Below are 17,739 nucleotides of genomic sequence, written 5' to 3' on the forward strand. Positions count from 1 at the left end.
TCATCGCGCGGGGGCGAGGAGCTGGGTGGCCGCCAACCGCGCGTACAGCGGGTCCCGGGCCACCAGTTCCTCGTGCGTGCCGACGGCCCGGACGTGTCCGCCGTCCATGACGACGATCCGGTCTGCGCCGGTCACCGTCGACAGGCGGTGGGCCACCACCAGCACGGTGGTCTCGCGGGCCACCTCCGTGATGACGTCACGCAGCGCCAGCTCGTTGACGGCGTCGAGTTGCGACGTCGCCTCGTCCAACAGCAGCAGCCTCGGCCGCCGCAGCAAGGCGCGGGCGATCGCGACGCGCTGCCGTTCGCCGCCCGACAGCTGGGAGCCGCGGTGTCCGACCGGGGTGTCCAGGCCATGGGGGAGGCGCTCGACGAGGGTGTCGAGTTTCGTCCGGGACAGGACGTCGCGGATGTCGTCGTCCGTGGCGCCGGGGGCGGCGAAGACGAGGTTCTCTCTCAGCGTGCCGGCCAGCACCGGGGCGTCCTGCTCCACATGACCGATGGCGGATCGCAACGCGGGCAGCGGCCAGTGCTGTACGTCCCTGCCGTCGACCAGCACGCGGCCGCCGGTGGCCTCGTAGAACCGCTCGATGAGCGCGAACACGGTCGACTTGCCGGCCCCCGAGGGGCCCACGAAGGCCGTCATCCCGGTTCCCGGAATGTCGAAGCTCACCTGCCGGTGGGTGTACGGCAGGCCCGGACGGTAGCGGAAGGACACCTCCTCGAAGCGAACCGACGCCGGACCAGGGGCCGCTGCTCCCTGCTCGGGCAGGGCACCGTCCTGCTCCGTCGCCAGGCGTTCCACCTGCGCGATCCGGGAGAGCGCGGCAGCCCCCTCCTGATAGGAGGACCCGGCTTCGATCAGCGTCGACACCGGCTCGATCAGGTAGAAGAGGTACAGCAGGAAGGCGATGAGGGTGGACACGGGAATGTCCCCGGACGCCACGCGCGCCCCGCCGACCGCGAGCACGGCGAGGAAGGCCAGCTGGACGGCGAGTTCGTCGGCCGTGCCCGCCACGGACTCCCACTTCGCGCTCTTCACACCGTGCCGCCACGCCCGCCGTGCCGCCGCCTCCACCCGAGCGGTCTCCCGCGCCTCGGCGCCGGACGCCTTGACCGTACGGAACGCTCCGAGCGACCGCTCCAGTGCGACGGAGATCTCCCCGACCGCCTCCTGCGCCCGCTCGGTGGCCTGGGCGATCTTCGGCATCACGAGGGCGACGGCCCCACCGACCAGCACGACCACCCCGAGCGTCACACCCAGCAGTACGACGTCCAGGTACGCCATCATCACGATCGCCGCCACGAAGGCCACCGCACCGGTGGCCGCGGAGACGACCGCCTGGGTGCTGACCGCCCGCAGCAATGTCGTGTCCGAGGTGACCCGGGACATCAGATCACCCGGCGGGGTCCGCTCCCACTCCGCGAGCCGCAGCCGCAGCAAGCGCCCCACCAGGGTGCGCCGCGCGGCCAGGACCACCGACTCCGCCGTCCGCTCCAGCACATACGCGCCGAACGCCTCGACGGCCGTGCCCAGCAGCACCAGCACGGTGAGCCCGATCAGGATCCCGGCGATGGTCTCACCGGACGCCAGCCGGTCCACCAGTGCCTTCGTGGCGAGCGGCTGCAGCAGCCCTCCGGCGGCCCCGACCAGGGCGCACAGCAGGCCGAGGGCGACGGCCCACCGGTGCGGCCGGACGTACGCGTAGAGTGCCTCCGCCGTTTCTCGGGGGGACAGGGGGGTCTCATCCGTCGTCGGGGCGGATGCGGTGTGCACGGAGTTCCTTTCCTCTGTGGCCTGTCGGGCACGCATCAGCGGCCCGGCGTACCAGGGGTGTGAGCAGGTGTCGGATCAAGGGACGAGCGCGGCGAGACTGTGCGCCAGCGCTTGTGAGGTCTCAGGACGGACGGCGAACAGCACGAAGGCGCCCGCCGCCGCCGCCAGACCGAGGAACTCCAGGAACTCGCTCCTGCCAGGGCGGGCGTCGCGGCCCGGTAGGTCGGCCGGTTTTCCGGGGAGGTGCTCGCGCTCGTTGTGTCGCGCACGGCGTGTCATGCCTTCAGCCTGGAAGCCCGTCCGCCCCGCGCCCATCCGGCACCTTTCGGGTCCACCCCCGCCGAGTGGCTGAAGAAGACAGCCACTCGGTCGCACCGGACCCGGCGACGGACGGGTCTCCGCCGGTCGGCAGGGCGGGGCCCGCCGCCCGGCGGGGGCGTTACCGAAGGCTGACGGATGGTCCGCCCCCTGACGTCCGCGCGAGGTTCTCCTCATGACACAGACACAGCCGCCGCAGGAGACGTCAGCCCCGCGGGAGAACGCGCCTCCGCCACCCCGAACCTCCCCCGAGGCCGCTGTTGCGGTGTCGCCCGGGCCCTCGATGGGACGCCTCGTCGGGGTGGACCTGGCCCGCGCGCTGGCGGTGTTCGGCATGTACGTCGTGCACATCGGCCCCCCGCTGTCGGCCACGTCCGGCGTCGCCCGCTGGATCCGGTACCTATCGGACGGCCATTCGTCGGTCCTGTTCGCCACCCTCGCCGGGTTCTCGCTGATGCTGCTCGCCGGCCGCCGCGAGCCCAAGACCGGCCTGGCCGGGCGGCAGGCGAGAGCCCGCATCGCGATCCGTGCCGTGGTGCTGCTGGCGCTGGGCACCGTGATGGCGATGGAGTACGGGGGAGTGATCATCCTCGGCTTCTACGGGGTCTACTTCCTGCTGGCCCTGCCCCTGGTGCGGCTGCGCGCCAGGACACTCGCGATCATCGCGGCCACGTTCGCCCTGGTCGCACCGCAGCTGGCGTTCGTCCTGAACTCGCTGGTGACCGACCCCATCCGGCGGAGCGTCAACGCCTACGACCCGCTCCATCGGCTCAGCGACGTGGGAGTGCTCGATCTGCTGCTCAGCGGCTTCTATCCGGCGCTCACATGGATGTCGTTCGTGATCGCGGGCATGGCGCTGGGCCGTCTCGACCTGTCCTCGGGCACGGTGCAGCGGCGCCTGGCCGCGCTCGGTGCCGCCCTCACCGCGGCCGCGTACGGCATGTCGTTGCTGCTCGCCGGCAAGGACGCGTTGAGGAGCATGGCGGAGGACGGGTCGTCGTCCGGCAGCTCCGGTTCGATGCCCCCCGGCAGCGGGTCGATGCCCCTCGACGGCGGGTCGTTCCCCGAGATGCCGGCGTCGTCGCTCCTTACGGCCGGGCCGCACAGCGGCACCACGTTCGACATCATCGGCAGCGTCGGAGTAGCGATCCTCGTGATCGTGGGCGCGACGGTGCTGATGGACCGCCTGCCGCGGCTGCGCCGCCTGGCGAAACCGGTCATCGCCGTGGGCACCATGTCCCTGACCGCCTACGTCGGCCATTTCCTCGCGCAGTCCGCGCTGTCCACGCCCGCCGGCACCAGCACCCAGCAGTCATGGGGACCGCTGCTCATGTACGTCCTCGGAGCGATCGTGTTCGCCGCGGTCTGGTCCCGCTTCTTCCGCCGCGGCCCCCTGGAGTACCTGCTCAACGCCGCCACCAAGCCGGCGAAGCACATCCGATGAACCCCGGGCCGGGGTGCGGCGCCGCCGCGCTCCACCCCGGCCCGGTCCGCTCATGGATCCGGCGCACCACGACGACGAGCCCCGGCCGACGGGTGGCCGACGGGACCCGATCACGTCCGCACCGTTGACGCGGTCACCTGACTGCGGCTCATAATCGGGCACTCGATGTCATCGATGACACAAGTCAACGATGACACCTCGGTTCGGCGGCGTGGACGTCGACGCCGACCCGAGGCGTCACTCATCGGTCCGTCCGGGCCAGGGCCGCAGTCACCGCTGCCCGGACGACCGCGGGACCAGGAGACACCATGAGCTCTGTACGCGTATTTCGGCCTGCCCGCATACGGATGTTGGCGGCGGTGGCGACCGTCTGCGCCCTGTCCGCAGCCCCGCTCGCCCCCCGGACGGCACTCGCGGCCGACACTCCGACGTACACCGAGACCCACCGGCCCCAGTTCCACTTCACCCCGCAGAAGAACTGGATGAACGACCCCAACGGCCTCGTGTACTACAAGGGCGAGTACCACCTCTTCTACCAGTACAACCCGAACGGCAACTCCTGGGGCGACATGTCCTGGGGGCACGCGGTGAGCCGGGATCTCGTGCACTGGGAGGAGTTGCCGCTCGCCCTGCCGCACGACGACGAGGAGATGGTGTTCTCCGGCAGCGCGGTCGTCGACCGGAACAACACCACCGGGTTCGGCACGGAGAAGAACCCGCCCATGGTGGCGATCTACACCAGCGCCTACAAGAACGGCGGCAAGCAGGCACAGTCGCTCGCGTACAGCACCGACCGCGGCCGTACGTGGACCAAGTACGAGGGCAATCCCGTCATCGACATCGGGTCGAAGGACTTCCGCGACCCGAAGGTCCAGTGGTACGCGCCCACCAAGAGCTGGCTGATGACGGTCTCGCTGTCCGCCGAGCGCAAGGTGCGGTTCTACTCGTCGAAGAACCTCAAGGACTGGACGCAGCTCAGCGAGTTCGGGCCGGCCGGCGCGACGGGCGGCGTGTGGGAGTGCCCCGACCTGTTCCCCCTCGCCGTCGACGGGGACAAGAACACCATCAAGTGGGTGCTGGTGGTCAACCTCAACCCCGGTGGCATCGCGGGCGGTTCGGCCGCCCAGTACTTCATCGGCGACTTCGACGGCACGAAGTTCACCGCCGAGGACAAGGGCACCTACACCCCGCCCACCGGCACGGTCGTGCAGGACTTCGAGGATGCCGGCTTCGGTGACTGGACGGCCACCGGCACCGCGTTCGGCCAGGGACCGGCAACCGGGGCGGTGGACGGGCAGAGTTCGGTGTCCGGCTTCGAGGGCAAGGGCCTCGCCAACAGCTTCCACGGCGGGGACGGCGCCACCGGCACCCTCACCTCCCCCTCCTTCACCGTCGCCAGCCCCTACCTGAACTTCAAGATCGGTGGCGGGCGCCATCCCCACGAGGCCGGAACCGTCATGGACACAACTCCGCCCGAGGGCACGGTCCTCGCCGACTTCGAAGGCGGAACGTACGGCGACTGGACGGCGACCGGCGACGCTTTCGGCACCGCACCCGCCACCGGCACCCTCCCCGGCCAACAACAGGTGTCCGGACACCTGGGAGACGGGCTGGCCAACACCTTCCTGAACGGCGACGCCACCACCGGCACCCTCACCTCCCCCGAGTTCACCATCGACAAGAAGTACGTCAACTTCCTCATCGGCGGCGGCAACCACCCGGCCGGCTCCGACAACCCCACCGCCGTCGAACTCCTCGTCGACGGCCAAGTCGTCCGCACCGCCACCGGCAAGGACGCCGAAGCCCTCGACTGGGCCTCCTGGGACGTGGGCGACCTCGCCGGCAAGAAGGCGCGGATCAGAATCGTCGACGACAACACCGGCGGCTGGGGCCATCTCAACGTCGACCACATCGTGCTGTCCGACACCAAGGCCCAGCGTGTCTCCCAGGAGACGTCCGTCAACCTGCTCGTCGACGGCGAGGTCGTCCGCAGCGCGACCGGCACCGACAGCGAGGCCCTGGACTGGGCGTCCTTCGACATGCGCCCGTACCTCGGCAAGCAGGCGCGGATCCAGGTCGTCGACAGGAACACCGCCGGCTGGGGCCACATCCTGGCCGACCGGTTCACCGCCGCCGACGAGCCCGCCCTCTCCGTCGTACAGCGCGCCGACTGGGCCGACCACGGCAAGGACTACTACGCGGCGGTGTCCTGGGAGAACGCGCCGGGCGGCAAGCGCTACATGATCGGCTGGATGAGCAACTGGGACTACGCCGGCTCCGTCCCCACCTCCCCCTGGCGCGGCGCGCAGAGCATCCCCCGCGAGATGGCCCTGCGCACCGTCGACGGCCGGATCCGGCTGACCAGCACGCCGGTGAGCAGCCTGACGGCCCTGCGGAACAAGCGCCCGGCGACGGCGTACGGCGTCACCGTCGAGAACACCTCCAAGCCCCTGATCAGCCGGACGCCCCAGGGCGGGGCGCTCGACATCGAAGCGACCTTCTCCCTCAAGGACGCCGAACGCTTCGGCCTGAAGGTCCGCACCGGCGCGCGCGGCGAGGAGACCGTCATCGGCTACGACGCCACGACCCAGGAGCTGTACGTCGACCGCACCCGCTCCGGAGCCGCCGACTTCCACAACGCCTTCTCCACCGGCGTCCAGACCGCCCCCCTGAAGGCCAGGAACGGCCAGGTCGAGTTGCGCATCCTCGTCGACCGGTCGTCCGTCGAGGTGTTCGGCGGCAACGGCGAGGCCGTGATCACCGACCAGATCTTCCCCGACCCCTCCAGCACCGGCGTCGAGGTCTTCGCCGAAGGCGGCACCGCCACCCTCGACAGCCTGCGGGCGTGGCAGCTGAAGTCCATCTGGCGGTGACGCCGGTCACGGGTGTGTGGCCAGCGGATCGAGGAACGTCAGTACGGAGGCGTCCTCCTCGATCAGCGGAGTGAGGGCGGCGTTGAACGGGGCGCCGTACGGGGCGTCCAGGTGTGCCCGGAAGGCGTCCTCGTCCCGGTAGACCTCGAAGATCCAGTAGGCGCGCGGGGCGGCGGCCTTGGTGTAGACGTCGAAGGCCAGATTTCCTTCCTCCTCGCGCACCTTCAGGGCGTAGTCCCGGATCAGGCGGGCGACCTCGTCCTCCGCTCCCTCTCGGGCGGTGAACTCGGCGAGCAGGGTCTTCGTCATGGGTTCGGGTCCTTGTCAGTGGGTGGAGTCGAGGTGGACGACATGCGGTCCGTCAGGCGTCGGCGGTGGTCGCCGACGGGGCCGTCCGGCCCTCCCACGGCGGGTTCGGGCCGGCGACCGAGCAGGTCAGGGCCGCGACCGTGGTCGCGAACCGGCAGGCTGCCTCGACATCGCCGAGACGTACGTCCGTGAGCCGGCCGCCGAGGAGCCGGTGAGTGCCGAGGTGGTGCAGCAGACCGGCGGTGAAGGAGTCCCCGGCACCGACCGTGTCGACGACCGGCGTCGACACGGCGGGCACCCGCACCCGCTCCCCGTCGAGCGAGGCCAGGGCGCCGTCGGCACCCCGCGTGATCACGACGAGCCGCGCCCCGGCCGCATGCCAGGTGTCGCACGCCTGCTCGGGGTGCGTTCCGGGCAGGAGGAAACCCAGGTCGTCCTCGCTGAGCCGCAGCACGTCCGCGAGGCCGCACCAGTGCGCCAGCCGGGCGCGGTAGACCTCGGGGTGCACCAGGAGCGGGCGGACGTTGGGGTCGATGCTGATGGTCGCCCCGGGGGCGGCCGCTGCCAGGAAGTCCTCCACCGCAGCCGCTCCGGGTTCCTTGACCAGGGCCAGGGATCCGGTGTGCACGCACGCGGTGTCGGACAGGTCCACCCCGGCCAGTTCCGCGCTCGTCCACTGCCAGTCGGCGGTGGCCTGCGCATGGAAGGAGAAGGTGGCCCGGCCCTGGGCATCCAGCTCGGCCACGGCCAGCGTGCTGGGCTCGGCGGCCTCGACGGCGTACGACAGATCGACCCCGGATGCCTCCAGGTGGGCGCGGAAGAGGCGGCCGAACACATCGCCCGACAGCCGCGTGAGGAAGCGGGTCGGCGTGCCCGACCGGGCCAGGGACACGGCCGTGTTGGCCGGTCCGCCGCCCGGCAGCACTCGCAGGGCGAGTTCGTTCCGGGCGTGTGCGGGTTCGGCGAACGCGTCGGCGACGCACTCTCCCAGGACGGTGATCCGAGGCGGGGTCATGGGCTGCTCTTCTCTCGAAACGCGCGGGCCGAACGGGCACGTTGCGGGCAGTCGCCGAGAGGGTTCGGGCGGGCGACCGCCGCGGGCGTTGCCGATTTGTGACGGGTCCAGGGCATTGACGTTGCCTGGAGACGGAGTCCATCATCCTCGCCAAGCAGTGTCAACGATGACATAAGTCAACGATGACACTTTGGACGGCATGCCTCGATGCCGGCCGCTCGCCCGCAATCCCGCAGGAGTCGTTCATGTCACGCATCTCTCGTCTGCCCTCCTCCCTGCTCAGAGTCGCCGCTTGCACGGGCGTCGCGGCCCTCGCTCTGACCGCCTGCGGATCCGGATCCGGATCGGACTCGGCGAACGCCGGATCGGGCAGCGTCAAGGTCGGTCTGATCACCAAGACGGACACCAACCCGTTCTTCGTGAAGATGAAGGAGGGCGCGGAGAAGGCCGCCAAGGAGCACGGCGTCGAACTGTCCACCGCGGCGGGCAAGTTCGACGGAGACAACGCCGGCCAGGTCACCGCCATCGAGAACATGGTCGCCGCCGGGGTGAAGGGCATCCTGATCACACCGAGCGACTCCAAGGCGATCGTGCCGGCGATCGAGAAGGCGAAGGCGAAGGGTGTCCTGGTCATCGCCCTGGACACCCCGACCGACCCGGAGAGCGCGGTCGACGCCCTCTTCGCCACCGACAACCTCAAGGCCGGCGAGCTGATCGGCGAGTACGCCAAGGCCGCCATGAAGGGCAAGACGGCGAAGATAGCCACCCTCGACCTCGCGCCGGGCGTCTCCGTCGGCGTCCAGCGGCACGACGGTTTCCTGAAGGGCTTCGGCGCCACCGACAAGGACGTCGTCTGCGCCCAGGACACCGGAGGCGACCAGGCCAAGGGCCAGACCGCCATGGAGAACTGCCTGCAGAAGGCGCCCGACATCAACGTCGTCTACACCATCAACGAACCGGCCGCGCTCGGCGCGTACACCGCGCTGAAGGCGAAGGGCCGGGAGAAGGACGTGCTGATCGTCTCCGTGGACGGCGGCTGCACCGGCACCCAGGCCGTCAAGGACGGCAAGATCGCCGCGACCTCGCAGCAGTACCCGCTGAAGATGGCCGCGGAGGGCGTGAAGGCCGTGGCGACATACGCCAAGGACGGCAAGAAGGCGTCCGGTTACACCGACACCGGCGTCACGCTGATCACCGACAAGGCACAGGACGGTGTCACGTCCAAGGACACCGCCTACGGCCTGGAGAACTGCTGGGGCTGAGCCGCCGCCCCCAGCCGCCGCTCGAAACCCCGCAGTTGCCGCCGTTCGAAGCACTGCGGTTGCCGCCGCTGGACGGCCCGCAGCTACCGCCGTTCGAACCCGGTGGCTGCCGCCGTTCGACACCCCTCAGTGGGCGGCCGGCCCCTCCCCGACCGGGGCCGGCCGCCCCCTCGTCCTCCTGCCGTCCGACAAGGGACGGCAAGGACTTGAGTCTTCCGACAAGGACCTCGCATGACTGCCACGTCCACGCCGCCCTCGACACCCTCGACGTCCAAGGCGTACGCCGACCTCAAGGCACCGACCACGGTCCGCAGACTGCTCACGCAGCCGACCACCGGCCCGCTGGCCGCCCTCCTCCTGGCCTGTGTCTTCTTCTCCGTCTCGACCGACCAGTTCCTCACCGGCGGGAACTTCTCGCTGATCGTGCAGCAGGTCATGGTCGTCGGCACCCTCGCCATCGGTCAGACGCTGATCATCCTCACCGCGGGCATCGACCTGTCCTGCGGAGCCGTGATGGCGTTCGGCAGCATCATGATCGCCAAGATGGCCGCCGAGGGCTCCCTGCCACCGCTCGCCGCCATCGCGCTGGGCCTGGTCGTCTGCGGCGGCTTCGGCCTGCTCAACGGGGCGCTGGTGCAGAAGATCCCGCTGCCGCCGTTCATCGTCACCCTCGGCATGCTCAACGTGGCGTTCGCACTGACCCACATCTACTCCGAGGAGCAGACGGTCACCAACCTGCCCGGCCCGCTGACGGCCCTGGGGCAGACGTTCCCGCTCGGCAACACCGACATCACCTACGGCTCGCTGGTCACGATCGCCCTGTTCCTGCTCCTCGCCTACGCCCTGAGCAGCACCAGTTGGGGCCGGCACGTCTACGCCCTGGGCAACAGCCCGGAGGCGGCGCGGCTGAACGGCATCCGCACCTCCCGCCTCACCATCGGCGTCTACACCGTGGCCGGTCTGCTGTACGGCATCGCCGCCCTGCTGCTCATCTCCCGCACCGGAGTCGGTGACCCCCAGGCCGGGCAGACCGACAACCTGGACAGCATCACCGCCGTGGTCCTCGGCGGCACCAGCCTCTTCGGCGGACGCGGCTCGGTGCTGGGCACGTTCATCGGCGTCCTCATCGTCGGGGTGTTCCGCAACGGCCTGCAGCTGATGGGCGTCGCCTCGATCTACCAGACCCTGATCACCGGCGTCCTGGTGATCCTCGCGGTGACCGTCGACCAGATCTCCCGGAAGAAGGCCCGATGACCAGCACCGGCTCCCCCACCCCTGTCCTGCAGGCCCGCGGTCTGGTCAAGCGCTACGGCCATGTCACCGCCATCGACGGCGCCGACTTCGACCTGCTGCCCGGCGAGGTCCTCGCGGTCATCGGCGACAACGGCGCCGGCAAGACCAGCCTGATCAAGGCCCTCACGGGGGCGTTGGTCCCCGACGCGGGCGAGATCCGCCTCAACGGCAAGCCGATCGCCTTCTCCGGCCCGCAGAGCGCACGCGCCCACGGCATCGAGACCGTCTACCAGGACCTCGCCGTGGCCGCCTCCATGGACATCGCGTCCAACATGTTCCTCGGCCGCGAACTGCGCCGCCCCGGCATCCTCGGCAGCGCCTTCCGCATGCTCGACAAGAAGCGCATGCGCCAGGAGGCCGCCGAGCACATGGCCGACCTGAAGATCGGTCTGCGCTCCCTGACCCAGTCCGTCGAGACCCTCTCCGGCGGTCAGCGGCAGGCCGTCGCGGTCGCCCGCGCCGTCGCCTGGGCCCGCAGCGTCGTCGTCATGGACGAACCCACCGCCGCCCTCGGCGTCAAGGAGTCCGGACAGGTCCTCGACCTCATCCGCCGCGTCCGCGACAAGGGCATGCCGGTCGTCCTGATCAGCCACAACATGCCGCACGTCTTCGAGATCGCCGACCGGATCCACGTCCACCGCCTCGGCCGGCGTGCCGCCGTGATCAAGCCCTCGGACTACTCCATGGCGGAGGTCGTCGCCATCATGACCGGCGCGCTCAGCGTCGACGAGGCCGGGGGTACTGTCGTAGCGGATTCCGAGGCCGCGAAGGCCGCGGGAGTCCAGGCCAACTGAAGCACTCACAGGTTCCGGCCGAGGCCGCGGCCGGAACCGACGAGACAGGAGACCGTTTCCTCCATGGCAGCGAACCGCCGCCCGACCCTGGCAGACGTCGCCCGAGAAGTGGGCGTGAGCGCCAAGACCGTCTCCCGGGTCCTCAACGAGGACGGATACGCCTCGGAGCAGACCAGGAAACAGGTCCTCGCCGCCGTGGCCAAGCTCGGCTTCCAGCCGAACCTCATGGCCCGCAACATCCGCGTCGGCGGCCCGGACACCACCATCGGCCTGGTCATCCCCGACCTGGCCAACCCCTTCTTCGGAGCCGTGGCCCGGGCCATAGAGGACGCCGTCCGCGAACGCGGACTGACCCTGCTCATGGGCTCCTCCGCGGACGACCCCGACCGCGAACGCGCCCTGACGGACAAGTTCCTCGCCCGGCGCGTCAGCATCCTGATCGTCGTGCCGTCCGTCGGCGCCGACCACTCCCACCTCAAGTCGCACCGCACGGCGGGACTGCCCATCGTCTTCCTCGACCGACCGGGAGTGGGTCTGTCCACGGACAGCATCGTCAGCTCCAACCGTGCGGGGGCCGAGGACGGCGTCGCCCACCTGATCGCCCACGGCCACCGCCGCATCGGCTTCGTCGGCGACCTGCCCGTCAAGCTGTACACCCGCCGCGAACGCCTCGCCGGATACCGCGCCGCCCTGCAGGAAGCCGACCTCCCCTACGACCGCTCGCTCGTCGCCAACGCCCACGACCAGCCGGGCGCCGAGGCCGCGACCGCCCAACTCCTCGAACTCACCGATCCCCCCACGGCCCTGTTCGCCGGCAACAACATCATGGCGCTCGGCATCGTCGCCCAACTCGCCCGCAGCAAGCGCAAGGACGTCGCCGTCGTCGCCTTCGACGACGTGGCACTCGCCGAGGCACTGGAACCGGCCCTGACCGTCGTCGCCCAGAACCCCGAGGAACTCGGCCGCGTCGCCGCGGCCACCGCCCTGTCCCGCCTCGACGGCGACCGCTCCCGGGCTCGCACCATCACCGTTCCCACCCGGCTGATCATCCGGGGTTCGGGCGAGCAACGCGTTCCCGAGCCGTAGAGACGGAGGAGGCTCACCGGTCTCCGAACGGACGGGACCACCGTGGGTCCCCTGTGCGTCCACGCGACCCAGCGGAGCGCGGAGCGCCGGAGCCGGCCGACAGCAGATCCTCATTCACCGGTGTCGGCTCCCTCGCTGCCGATGGCGAACGGCGCCGGTTTCACGGTTTTCACGCAGCGGGTGTCGGGGTGCTCGGGGTCGTCGAAGAAGGAGGTGATCACCTTCGCCCCGCACGGCGTGTCATACGTGCCGTGGGCGACACCGGCCAGCGTCACCACCGTGGAGCGGGAGAGTGTCCGGGCCGCGTAGCGTCCCCACTGCGCCCCGGTCTGCGCGTCGAAACTCCCGGAGATGGCAAGCGTGGGAATGCTGCTCCGAGTGACCTCACGTACGGAGTCGGGTGCCTTCGGGACGTTCCATGCCTGACACGCCTGGCGCAGGAACGGCAGCTGGGGCGCCTGGGCCAGGACCGAGCGGGGGAGCTCGGGGAAGGCCCGCCGACCCTTGGCGAGCTGCTCCTGGGGGGTCTCGAACGGAACCCACTCACTGCACCACACGCTAAGCGAGAACCCGTGAGCGAACTTCCCCTGCGAGCCCGGAAGCCAGGCGGACGCCCACTGCTGGGCGATGAAACAACCTGACACCCCATCAGGACGAGCGTCACGAGCGTCATATCAGCGTCAGGATATCGCCCGTAACGCCCACACCGCACATCATGCGCACGGGCAAAACCGCAGGTCAGGAGCCTTTCGCGGCCGGTTCAAGGATCGCCACGCACTCCACATGATGAGTCATCGGGACGATGTCGGCCTGAACGGATGCCACAAAAGCTCTGGTCAGAGCCAGTTTCTCGGCTCATCGCCCTACGTGCAGACGACCAGAGCGTCAAACGAGCGTCAGGGCCGAGAACCCGTCCTGCTCAGGGATGAGCAGCCTGCGGCAACTAGCTCACCCGGGGATCCGCCTCCGCTCGCTCCGGACACCGGCTCGCCCGTCATGGCCCTCGCAATGTCCCCGGCCGCCATAAAGGAGTCATGCCCTCCAGCCCACAGCATCCCCCCGAGGGACGTCCCAGGCGCGGACGCCGAGGACCTCGCGCTGTACCGGGAGAAGTTCCGCCGCCGTGTGCCGGAGTCGCTGGACGAGCTGCACGGGCCGACCCACGGTGTCGTGGATCTGCCGCTGCACATGGCCTGGTCCGGGATGACCTCATTCGACATGAGCAAGCCTCGCCAACGCACGGGCCTGTACCGCACCGTGCTGCACGAGAGCCTGCGCGACGACCTGCCCTGCTACCTCAAGCGGGACCTGCTCCTCCATTCGCTCCGTCCGGGAAGACGCCTTCCCCCAGCTCACCTCCCGCACCCAGGCAGCCGCATGACGGACATGCCGGAGCTGCACACGCGGCTCCGGGCGGATGTGATCGCCCTCGGCTCCCCGTACCCCCTGGTCCTCACCGGCGGCTATGCCGTGCGGGCGCACCGCCTCGTGAACCGCCCCAGCCAGGACCTCGACGTCGCCACCGAGAACCCGGCGCCCTGGCCGACATCGCCGCCACGCTCCGCGCCGGCCTGGAAGCCCGCTGCTGGAAGGTGCACGCACTGGAGGCGGCGCCGCTGTCCGCCCGCTTCACCGTGACCGAGCCCGCCACCGAGCAGGAATGCGAAGTCGACATCCTCAAGGAGATCTTCTGGCGGCCGGTCGCCCAGAGCCCGTACGGGCTCGTTCTCGCAGAGAAGGACGTGATCGGGACCAAGGTCCGCGCACTCGCCGACCGCGGAGCGCCCCGCGACCTGCGGAAACGAGGTGTGCGACAGCCGCGCGCGCACCTCCCCTGTTGTTGCAGTCCACGTAGGGGGCGGCCACCGAAACACGTACGGCTTGCGTCAGAGCGCTCCCAGTACCGCCGGGCGGCCCTCGTCCCAAGTACAGCCCCGGCGCGATGACGACCTCCCGTCGCATACGAGACGACGCGAGCAGGTCATGGCACGACAAGTGCCTTGGACGGCTTCTTCGCACGTCGCGTGGGTGGTGGCCGCCGACGCCCAGCAGCGCTGCGGATCGTTCAAGTCTTGAAGGGGTGCGACAGCCCGTAAGGATTTCGACTCGAAGTGTTGACCGCCTTACGGAGCCGCCCTACGTTGTCGGCGACGTGAGAGCGCTCTCAAAGGGGCTGGGCATGAAATCTCGAAGATACGTGTCGTTGCTGACAACAGCAGCTCTTGCCGCCACCGCCCTCGGTACGCTGGGCAGCGGCGTCGCCTCGGCCGCCACCATCGAGGTGGGGAAAGGCAGTTACAGCGACGTTCGCCCTGCCGGCCGCCAGGGGCCGTCGAACAGCGGTGGCCAGGCGGTCAAGCCGAAGGTCACTCCCGCCATGGCGGACGTCCCCGTCCCGACGAACGACTGGTGGTCGTCGCTGGCCTTCCAACGCTTCTCCAGCAATCCGTGGTCGGAGAACATGTACGGCCATCCCCTCACCTACAAGGCGGTCTCCGGTGGCCTGGAGGTCGGCTACCCGACCACGCACCAGATCGTGGGCAGCGGCCGCCAGTACGAGTTTCCGCACAAAGCCGACCTGACCCTGGGGCTCTCGGGCCTCAACTCGCCCGACGCGAAGGCGGACGGGTGGAGCGACTGGACCGTCAGCCCGTACTGGAACGACGGTGCGCGCAGTCTGCGGACGACCATCGGCCACGGCCTGCCGTACGTGTACGCGGAGGGCACCGGAGGGGCGGCGCAGATCAGCGCGGCGGCTCCGCCGACCGTCTTCGCCGACCAGGGCAACGTCCTCGGCGTCACCATCTCGGGTCATGACTACGCGCTGTTCGCCCCGAGCGGCAGCGACTGGACCGTCTCCGGCAACGAGCTCCGGGCCGACCTGGGCTCCAAGGAGTACTTCTCCCTGGCGGTCCTCCCGGACAAGGCAGCGCTGGCCGACTTCAAGAAGTACGCCTTCAGCTTCGTGACCGGATCGAAGGTGGACTGGGAGTACAAGGAGGGGGACGGCGAGGTCACGGCGACCTACTCGCTGACCACCGAGCCGAAGGAGGGGACTGAGACCGGCACCTTCCAGGCGCTCTACCGCCACCAGTGGCTGCACAGCAGCGACCCGCTGACCGCCTACCGCTACGTCTCCTCGCGCGGTGCGATGAAGGTGCGCGAGGGCACGTCCTTCACGACCACCCAGAAGGTGAACGGCGTGCTGCCCGGCCTGCCGAGCGCGGCGGGCGTCGACAAGGCGAAGCTCAAGGGCTACATCAACGACGTGCTGACCCAGGGCGACCCCTTCAGCGGCGCGATCGACACCTACTGGACCGGCAAGGCCCTGGGCAAGCTCGCCCAGCTCGTCCCCCTCGCGGACCAGGTCGGAGACACCGTCAACCGCGACAAACTGCTGAGTTTGATCAAGGGCCGTATGGAGGAATGGTTCACGGTCGGTGGCCCCTCCGAGTTCTCCTACGACAAGGACTGGCGCACCCTCATCGGATACCCGGCCTCGTACGGAAGCGACCAGGAGCTCAACGACCACCACTTCCACTACTCGTACTACGTGATGGCCGCGGCCATCGTGGCGCAGTACGACCCGCAGTGGGCCGCCGACTCCGAGTGGGGCGGCATGGTCAAGGAGCTCATCAAGGACGCCGCCAACCCGGCGAGGAACGACGGCAAGTACCCGTTCCTGCGCGGCTTCGACGTCTACGCCGGCCACAGCTGGGCCGCCGGCCACGAGGCGTTCGCCGCCGGCAACAACCAGGAGTCGTCCTCGGAGTCGATCAACCTCAGCGCCGGCCTGATCATGTGGGGCTCGGCCATGGGCGACAAGGCACTGCGTGACCAGGGCGTCTACATGATGACGACCGAGTCGGAGTCGATCGCGCAGTACTGGTTCGACGCCGACCAGCAGGTCTACCCGCAGGACTTCACCCACGACGTCGTGGGCATGGTCTGGAGCAGCGGCGGCGCCTACGCGACCTGGTGGACCGCCAACCCCGAGGAGATCCACGGCATCAACTTCCTGCCCATGACCGGCGGCTCGCTCCACCTGGCCCGCGAGAAGGCCATGCTGAACCGCAGCGTGGCCGAGATGGAGCGGGAGAACGGCGGCCCGGCCGTCGAGTGGAAGGACATCTTCTGGCAGGTCCAGGCCCTCTACGACCCGGCCAAGGCCATGAGCTACTGGAACCAGTGGAACGGCGGCTACGTCCCAGAGGCCGGCGAGACCAAGGCCCACACCTACCACTGGGTCGCCACGATGAACTCCATCGGATCGCCGGACATGACCGTCACGGCCAACTCGCCCACCGCCGTCGCCTTCGACAAGAACGGCACCAAGACGTACGCCGCGCACAACTACACCAGTGAGGCGTGCTCGGTCCTCTTCTCCGACGGCGGCGTGCTGAACGTCCCGGCGAAGTCGACAGCGTCCGGAGCGGGCGACGATACCGAACTCGGCACCCTGTGCGGCGCCCCCGGCGACGACAAGCCCAGCGCGCCCGGCACCCCGGTCGCCGGTGACGTCACTGACGACTCCGTCAAGCTGACCTGGAGCGCAGCGACCGACGACAAGGGCATCAAGGACTACGACGTCTACCGCGGCACCACCAAGGTCGCCACCGTCACCGGCACCACCCACACCGACACCAGCCTGACCGCCGGCACCAAGTACACCTACAGCATCAAGGCCCGCGACACCTCCAACCAGGTCGGCCCGGCCAGCGACACCGTGACCGTCACCACCACCGGCAACCCGCCTCCGCCGGACGAGGTGCCCAGCGCGCCCGGCACCCCGGTCGCCGGCGATGTGACCAGCAGTTCGGTGAAGCTGAGTTGGGAGGCGGCGACCGACGACAAGGGCGTCAAGGACTACGACGTCTACCGCGGCACCACCAAGGTCGCCACCGTCACCGGCACCACCCACACCGACACCGGCCTGACCGCCGGCACCAAGTACACCTACAGCGTCAAGGCCCGGGACACGGCCGATCAGGTCGGCCCGGCCAGCGACACCGTGACCGTCACCACCTCCGGCCCCCCGCCGGTCACGGGCGACACCTTCTACCTGCGCTCCGGCGGGCAGCTGAGCACCGAGGCGGCTACGTCCGGTTCCTCGGACACCATCCCGTCCGCGGGCAGCGCCAACCATGACGGAACCCCGTACAACCCGCTCGTCTACGAGGTGAAGAACGTCAACGGCGCCCTGAAGGCGGGCTCCGGCACGGCCTTCACCTTCAAGGTCGACGCCGGCACCCACGTCGGCTACGCCCAGCAGGCTCGGGTCTCCTACGACCTGACCGGTGACGGCACCTTCGACCGTGTCGAGACGTTCCGCTACTTCGCCACCGATCCGACCACCGGCTGGGAGGACTACTCCTCCGCCCGGCAGGGGACGCACTCCGCGTCGGGCACCCTGGGCGACCTGGACGGCGGCACCGTCCGCGTCGAGGTCTGGAGCGCCCTGGGCAACGGTCCGTCCACCCTCCAGGTGGGCACGGGATCCGTCCTGACCATCCCGTTCGGCTGACAGCCGATCGGGCCCCGCCCGGCCTGTGGCGGATCGTTCCGCGGG

12 protein-coding genes and 1 pseudogene are annotated in these 17,739 nt (G+C 69.7%); 8 read left to right on the plus strand and 5 right to left on the minus strand.

From position 1 onward, the window contains the following. Both ACFYNL_RS34095 and ACFYNL_RS34100 read right to left on the minus strand, forming a co-directional pair. Nucleotides 1-1,776, minus strand: a complete 1,776-nt coding sequence (locus ACFYNL_RS34095) for an ABC transporter ATP-binding protein (protein WP_388810504.1) — start codon at nt 1,774-1,776, stop codon at nt 1-3. A 75-nt stretch (nt 1,777-1,851) separates the two neighbouring features. After that, nucleotides 1,852-2,055: a hypothetical protein gene (locus ACFYNL_RS34100; RefSeq protein ID WP_388810507.1), complete on the minus strand. Its 204-nt coding sequence runs from the start codon at nt 2,053-2,055 to the stop codon at nt 1,852-1,854. Nucleotides 2,056-2,269: 214 nt separating this feature from the next. Between ACFYNL_RS34100 and ACFYNL_RS34105 the strand changes: the two genes are divergently transcribed. Continuing rightward, entirely contained in the window at nt 2,270-3,538 is a 1,269-nt protein-coding gene (locus ACFYNL_RS34105) for a DUF418 domain-containing protein (RefSeq protein WP_388810509.1), read from the plus strand. Nucleotides 3,539-3,846: 308 nt separating this feature from the next. Beyond that, entirely contained in the window at nt 3,847-6,411 is a 2,565-nt protein-coding gene (locus ACFYNL_RS34110; protein WP_388810512.1) for a GH32 C-terminal domain-containing protein, read from the plus strand. A 6-nt stretch (nt 6,412-6,417) separates the two neighbouring features. Here ACFYNL_RS34110 and ACFYNL_RS34115 read toward each other — a convergent pair whose 3' ends face one another. Both ACFYNL_RS34115 and ACFYNL_RS34120 read right to left on the minus strand, forming a co-directional pair. Further along, nucleotides 6,418-6,720 carry a putative quinol monooxygenase gene (locus tag ACFYNL_RS34115; RefSeq protein WP_388810515.1) on the minus strand — a complete coding sequence of 101 codons (303 nt, stop codon included), beginning with the start codon at nt 6,718-6,720 and terminating at the stop codon, nt 6,418-6,420. Nucleotides 6,721-6,772: 52 nt separating this feature from the next. Then, nucleotides 6,773-7,735 carry a carbohydrate kinase gene (locus ACFYNL_RS34120; protein WP_388810517.1) on the minus strand — a complete coding sequence of 321 codons (963 nt, stop codon included), beginning with the start codon at nt 7,733-7,735 and terminating at the stop codon, nt 6,773-6,775. Between the two features lie 245 nt (nt 7,736-7,980). Here ACFYNL_RS34120 and ACFYNL_RS34125 point away from each other — a divergent pair, with 245 nt between their 5' ends. The 4 genes from ACFYNL_RS34125 to ACFYNL_RS34140 all read left to right on the plus strand — a co-directional run bounded on the left by ACFYNL_RS34125 (nt 7,981) and on the right by ACFYNL_RS34140 (nt 12,170). Next, nucleotides 7,981-8,997, plus strand: a complete 1,017-nt coding sequence (locus ACFYNL_RS34125; protein ID WP_388810519.1) for a sugar ABC transporter substrate-binding protein — start codon at nt 7,981-7,983, stop codon at nt 8,995-8,997. Nucleotides 8,998-9,228: 231 nt separating this feature from the next. Further along, the gene (locus tag ACFYNL_RS34130; protein ID WP_388810522.1) at nt 9,229-10,251 is read left to right on the plus strand and encodes an ABC transporter permease; all 1,023 of its coding nucleotides are present in this window, start codon (nt 9,229-9,231) and stop codon (nt 10,249-10,251) included. Further along, a complete protein-coding gene (locus ACFYNL_RS34135) occupies nt 10,248-11,084 on the plus strand; it encodes an ATP-binding cassette domain-containing protein (protein WP_388810524.1) in 837 nt (278 codons plus the stop codon). Before ACFYNL_RS34130 ends, ACFYNL_RS34135 begins: the two co-directional genes overlap by 4 nt. Before the next feature lie 63 nt (nt 11,085-11,147). Continuing rightward, a complete protein-coding gene (locus ACFYNL_RS34140; protein ID WP_388810527.1) occupies nt 11,148-12,170 on the plus strand; it encodes a LacI family DNA-binding transcriptional regulator in 1,023 nt (340 codons plus the stop codon). Nucleotides 12,171-12,280: 110 nt separating this feature from the next. On the opposite strand, the gene ACFYNL_RS34145 is transcribed toward ACFYNL_RS34140, so the two are convergent. Next, nucleotides 12,281-12,727 carry an alpha/beta hydrolase gene (locus ACFYNL_RS34145; RefSeq protein WP_388810529.1) on the minus strand — a complete coding sequence of 149 codons (447 nt, stop codon included), beginning with the start codon at nt 12,725-12,727 and terminating at the stop codon, nt 12,281-12,283. Nucleotides 12,728-13,547: 820 nt separating this feature from the next. Here ACFYNL_RS34145 and ACFYNL_RS34150 point away from each other — a divergent pair. Together ACFYNL_RS34150 and ACFYNL_RS34155 are read left to right on the plus strand one after the other, a co-directional pair. Further along, nucleotides 13,548-13,966, plus strand: a pseudogene (locus tag ACFYNL_RS34150) (nucleotidyl transferase AbiEii/AbiGii toxin family protein); the annotation flags it as partial. Between the two features lie 383 nt (nt 13,967-14,349). After that, a complete protein-coding gene (locus tag ACFYNL_RS34155) occupies nt 14,350-17,694 on the plus strand; it encodes a glycosyl hydrolase (protein WP_388810532.1) in 3,345 nt (1,114 codons plus the stop codon). The last annotated feature ends 45 nt before the right edge of the window (nt 17,695-17,739 follow it).

It is taken from the genome of Streptomyces sp. NPDC007808, assembly GCF_042868655.1.
Taxonomy (GTDB): Bacteria; Actinomycetota; Actinomycetes; order Streptomycetales; family Streptomycetaceae; genus Streptomyces.

Bases quoted from the DNA above. Each gene is read 5' to 3' on its own strand.
- ACFYNL_RS34100 (WP_388810507.1), bottom strand. From the start codon at position 2,055: ATGACACGCCGTGCGCGACACAACGAGCGCGAGCACCTCCCCGGAAAA.
- ACFYNL_RS34105 (WP_388810509.1), top strand. From the start codon at position 2,270: ATGACACAGACACAGCCGCCGCAGGAGACGTCAGCCCCGCGGGAGAAC.
- ACFYNL_RS34110 (WP_388810512.1), top strand. From the start codon at position 3,847: ATGAGCTCTGTACGCGTATTTCGGCCTGCCCGCATACGGATGTTGGCG.
- ACFYNL_RS34115 (WP_388810515.1), bottom strand. From the start codon at position 6,720: ATGACGAAGACCCTGCTCGCCGAGTTCACCGCCCGAGAGGGAGCGGAG.
- ACFYNL_RS34120 (WP_388810517.1), bottom strand. From the start codon at position 7,735: ATGACCCCGCCTCGGATCACCGTCCTGGGAGAGTGCGTCGCCGACGCG.
- ACFYNL_RS34125 (WP_388810519.1), top strand. From the start codon at position 7,981: ATGTCACGCATCTCTCGTCTGCCCTCCTCCCTGCTCAGAGTCGCCGCT.
- ACFYNL_RS34130 (WP_388810522.1), top strand. From the start codon at position 9,229: ATGACTGCCACGTCCACGCCGCCCTCGACACCCTCGACGTCCAAGGCG.
- ACFYNL_RS34135 (WP_388810524.1), top strand. From the start codon at position 10,248: ATGACCAGCACCGGCTCCCCCACCCCTGTCCTGCAGGCCCGCGGTCTG.
- ACFYNL_RS34140 (WP_388810527.1), top strand. From the start codon at position 11,148: ATGGCAGCGAACCGCCGCCCGACCCTGGCAGACGTCGCCCGAGAAGTG.
- ACFYNL_RS34155 (WP_388810532.1), top strand. From the start codon at position 14,350: ATGAAATCTCGAAGATACGTGTCGTTGCTGACAACAGCAGCTCTTGCC.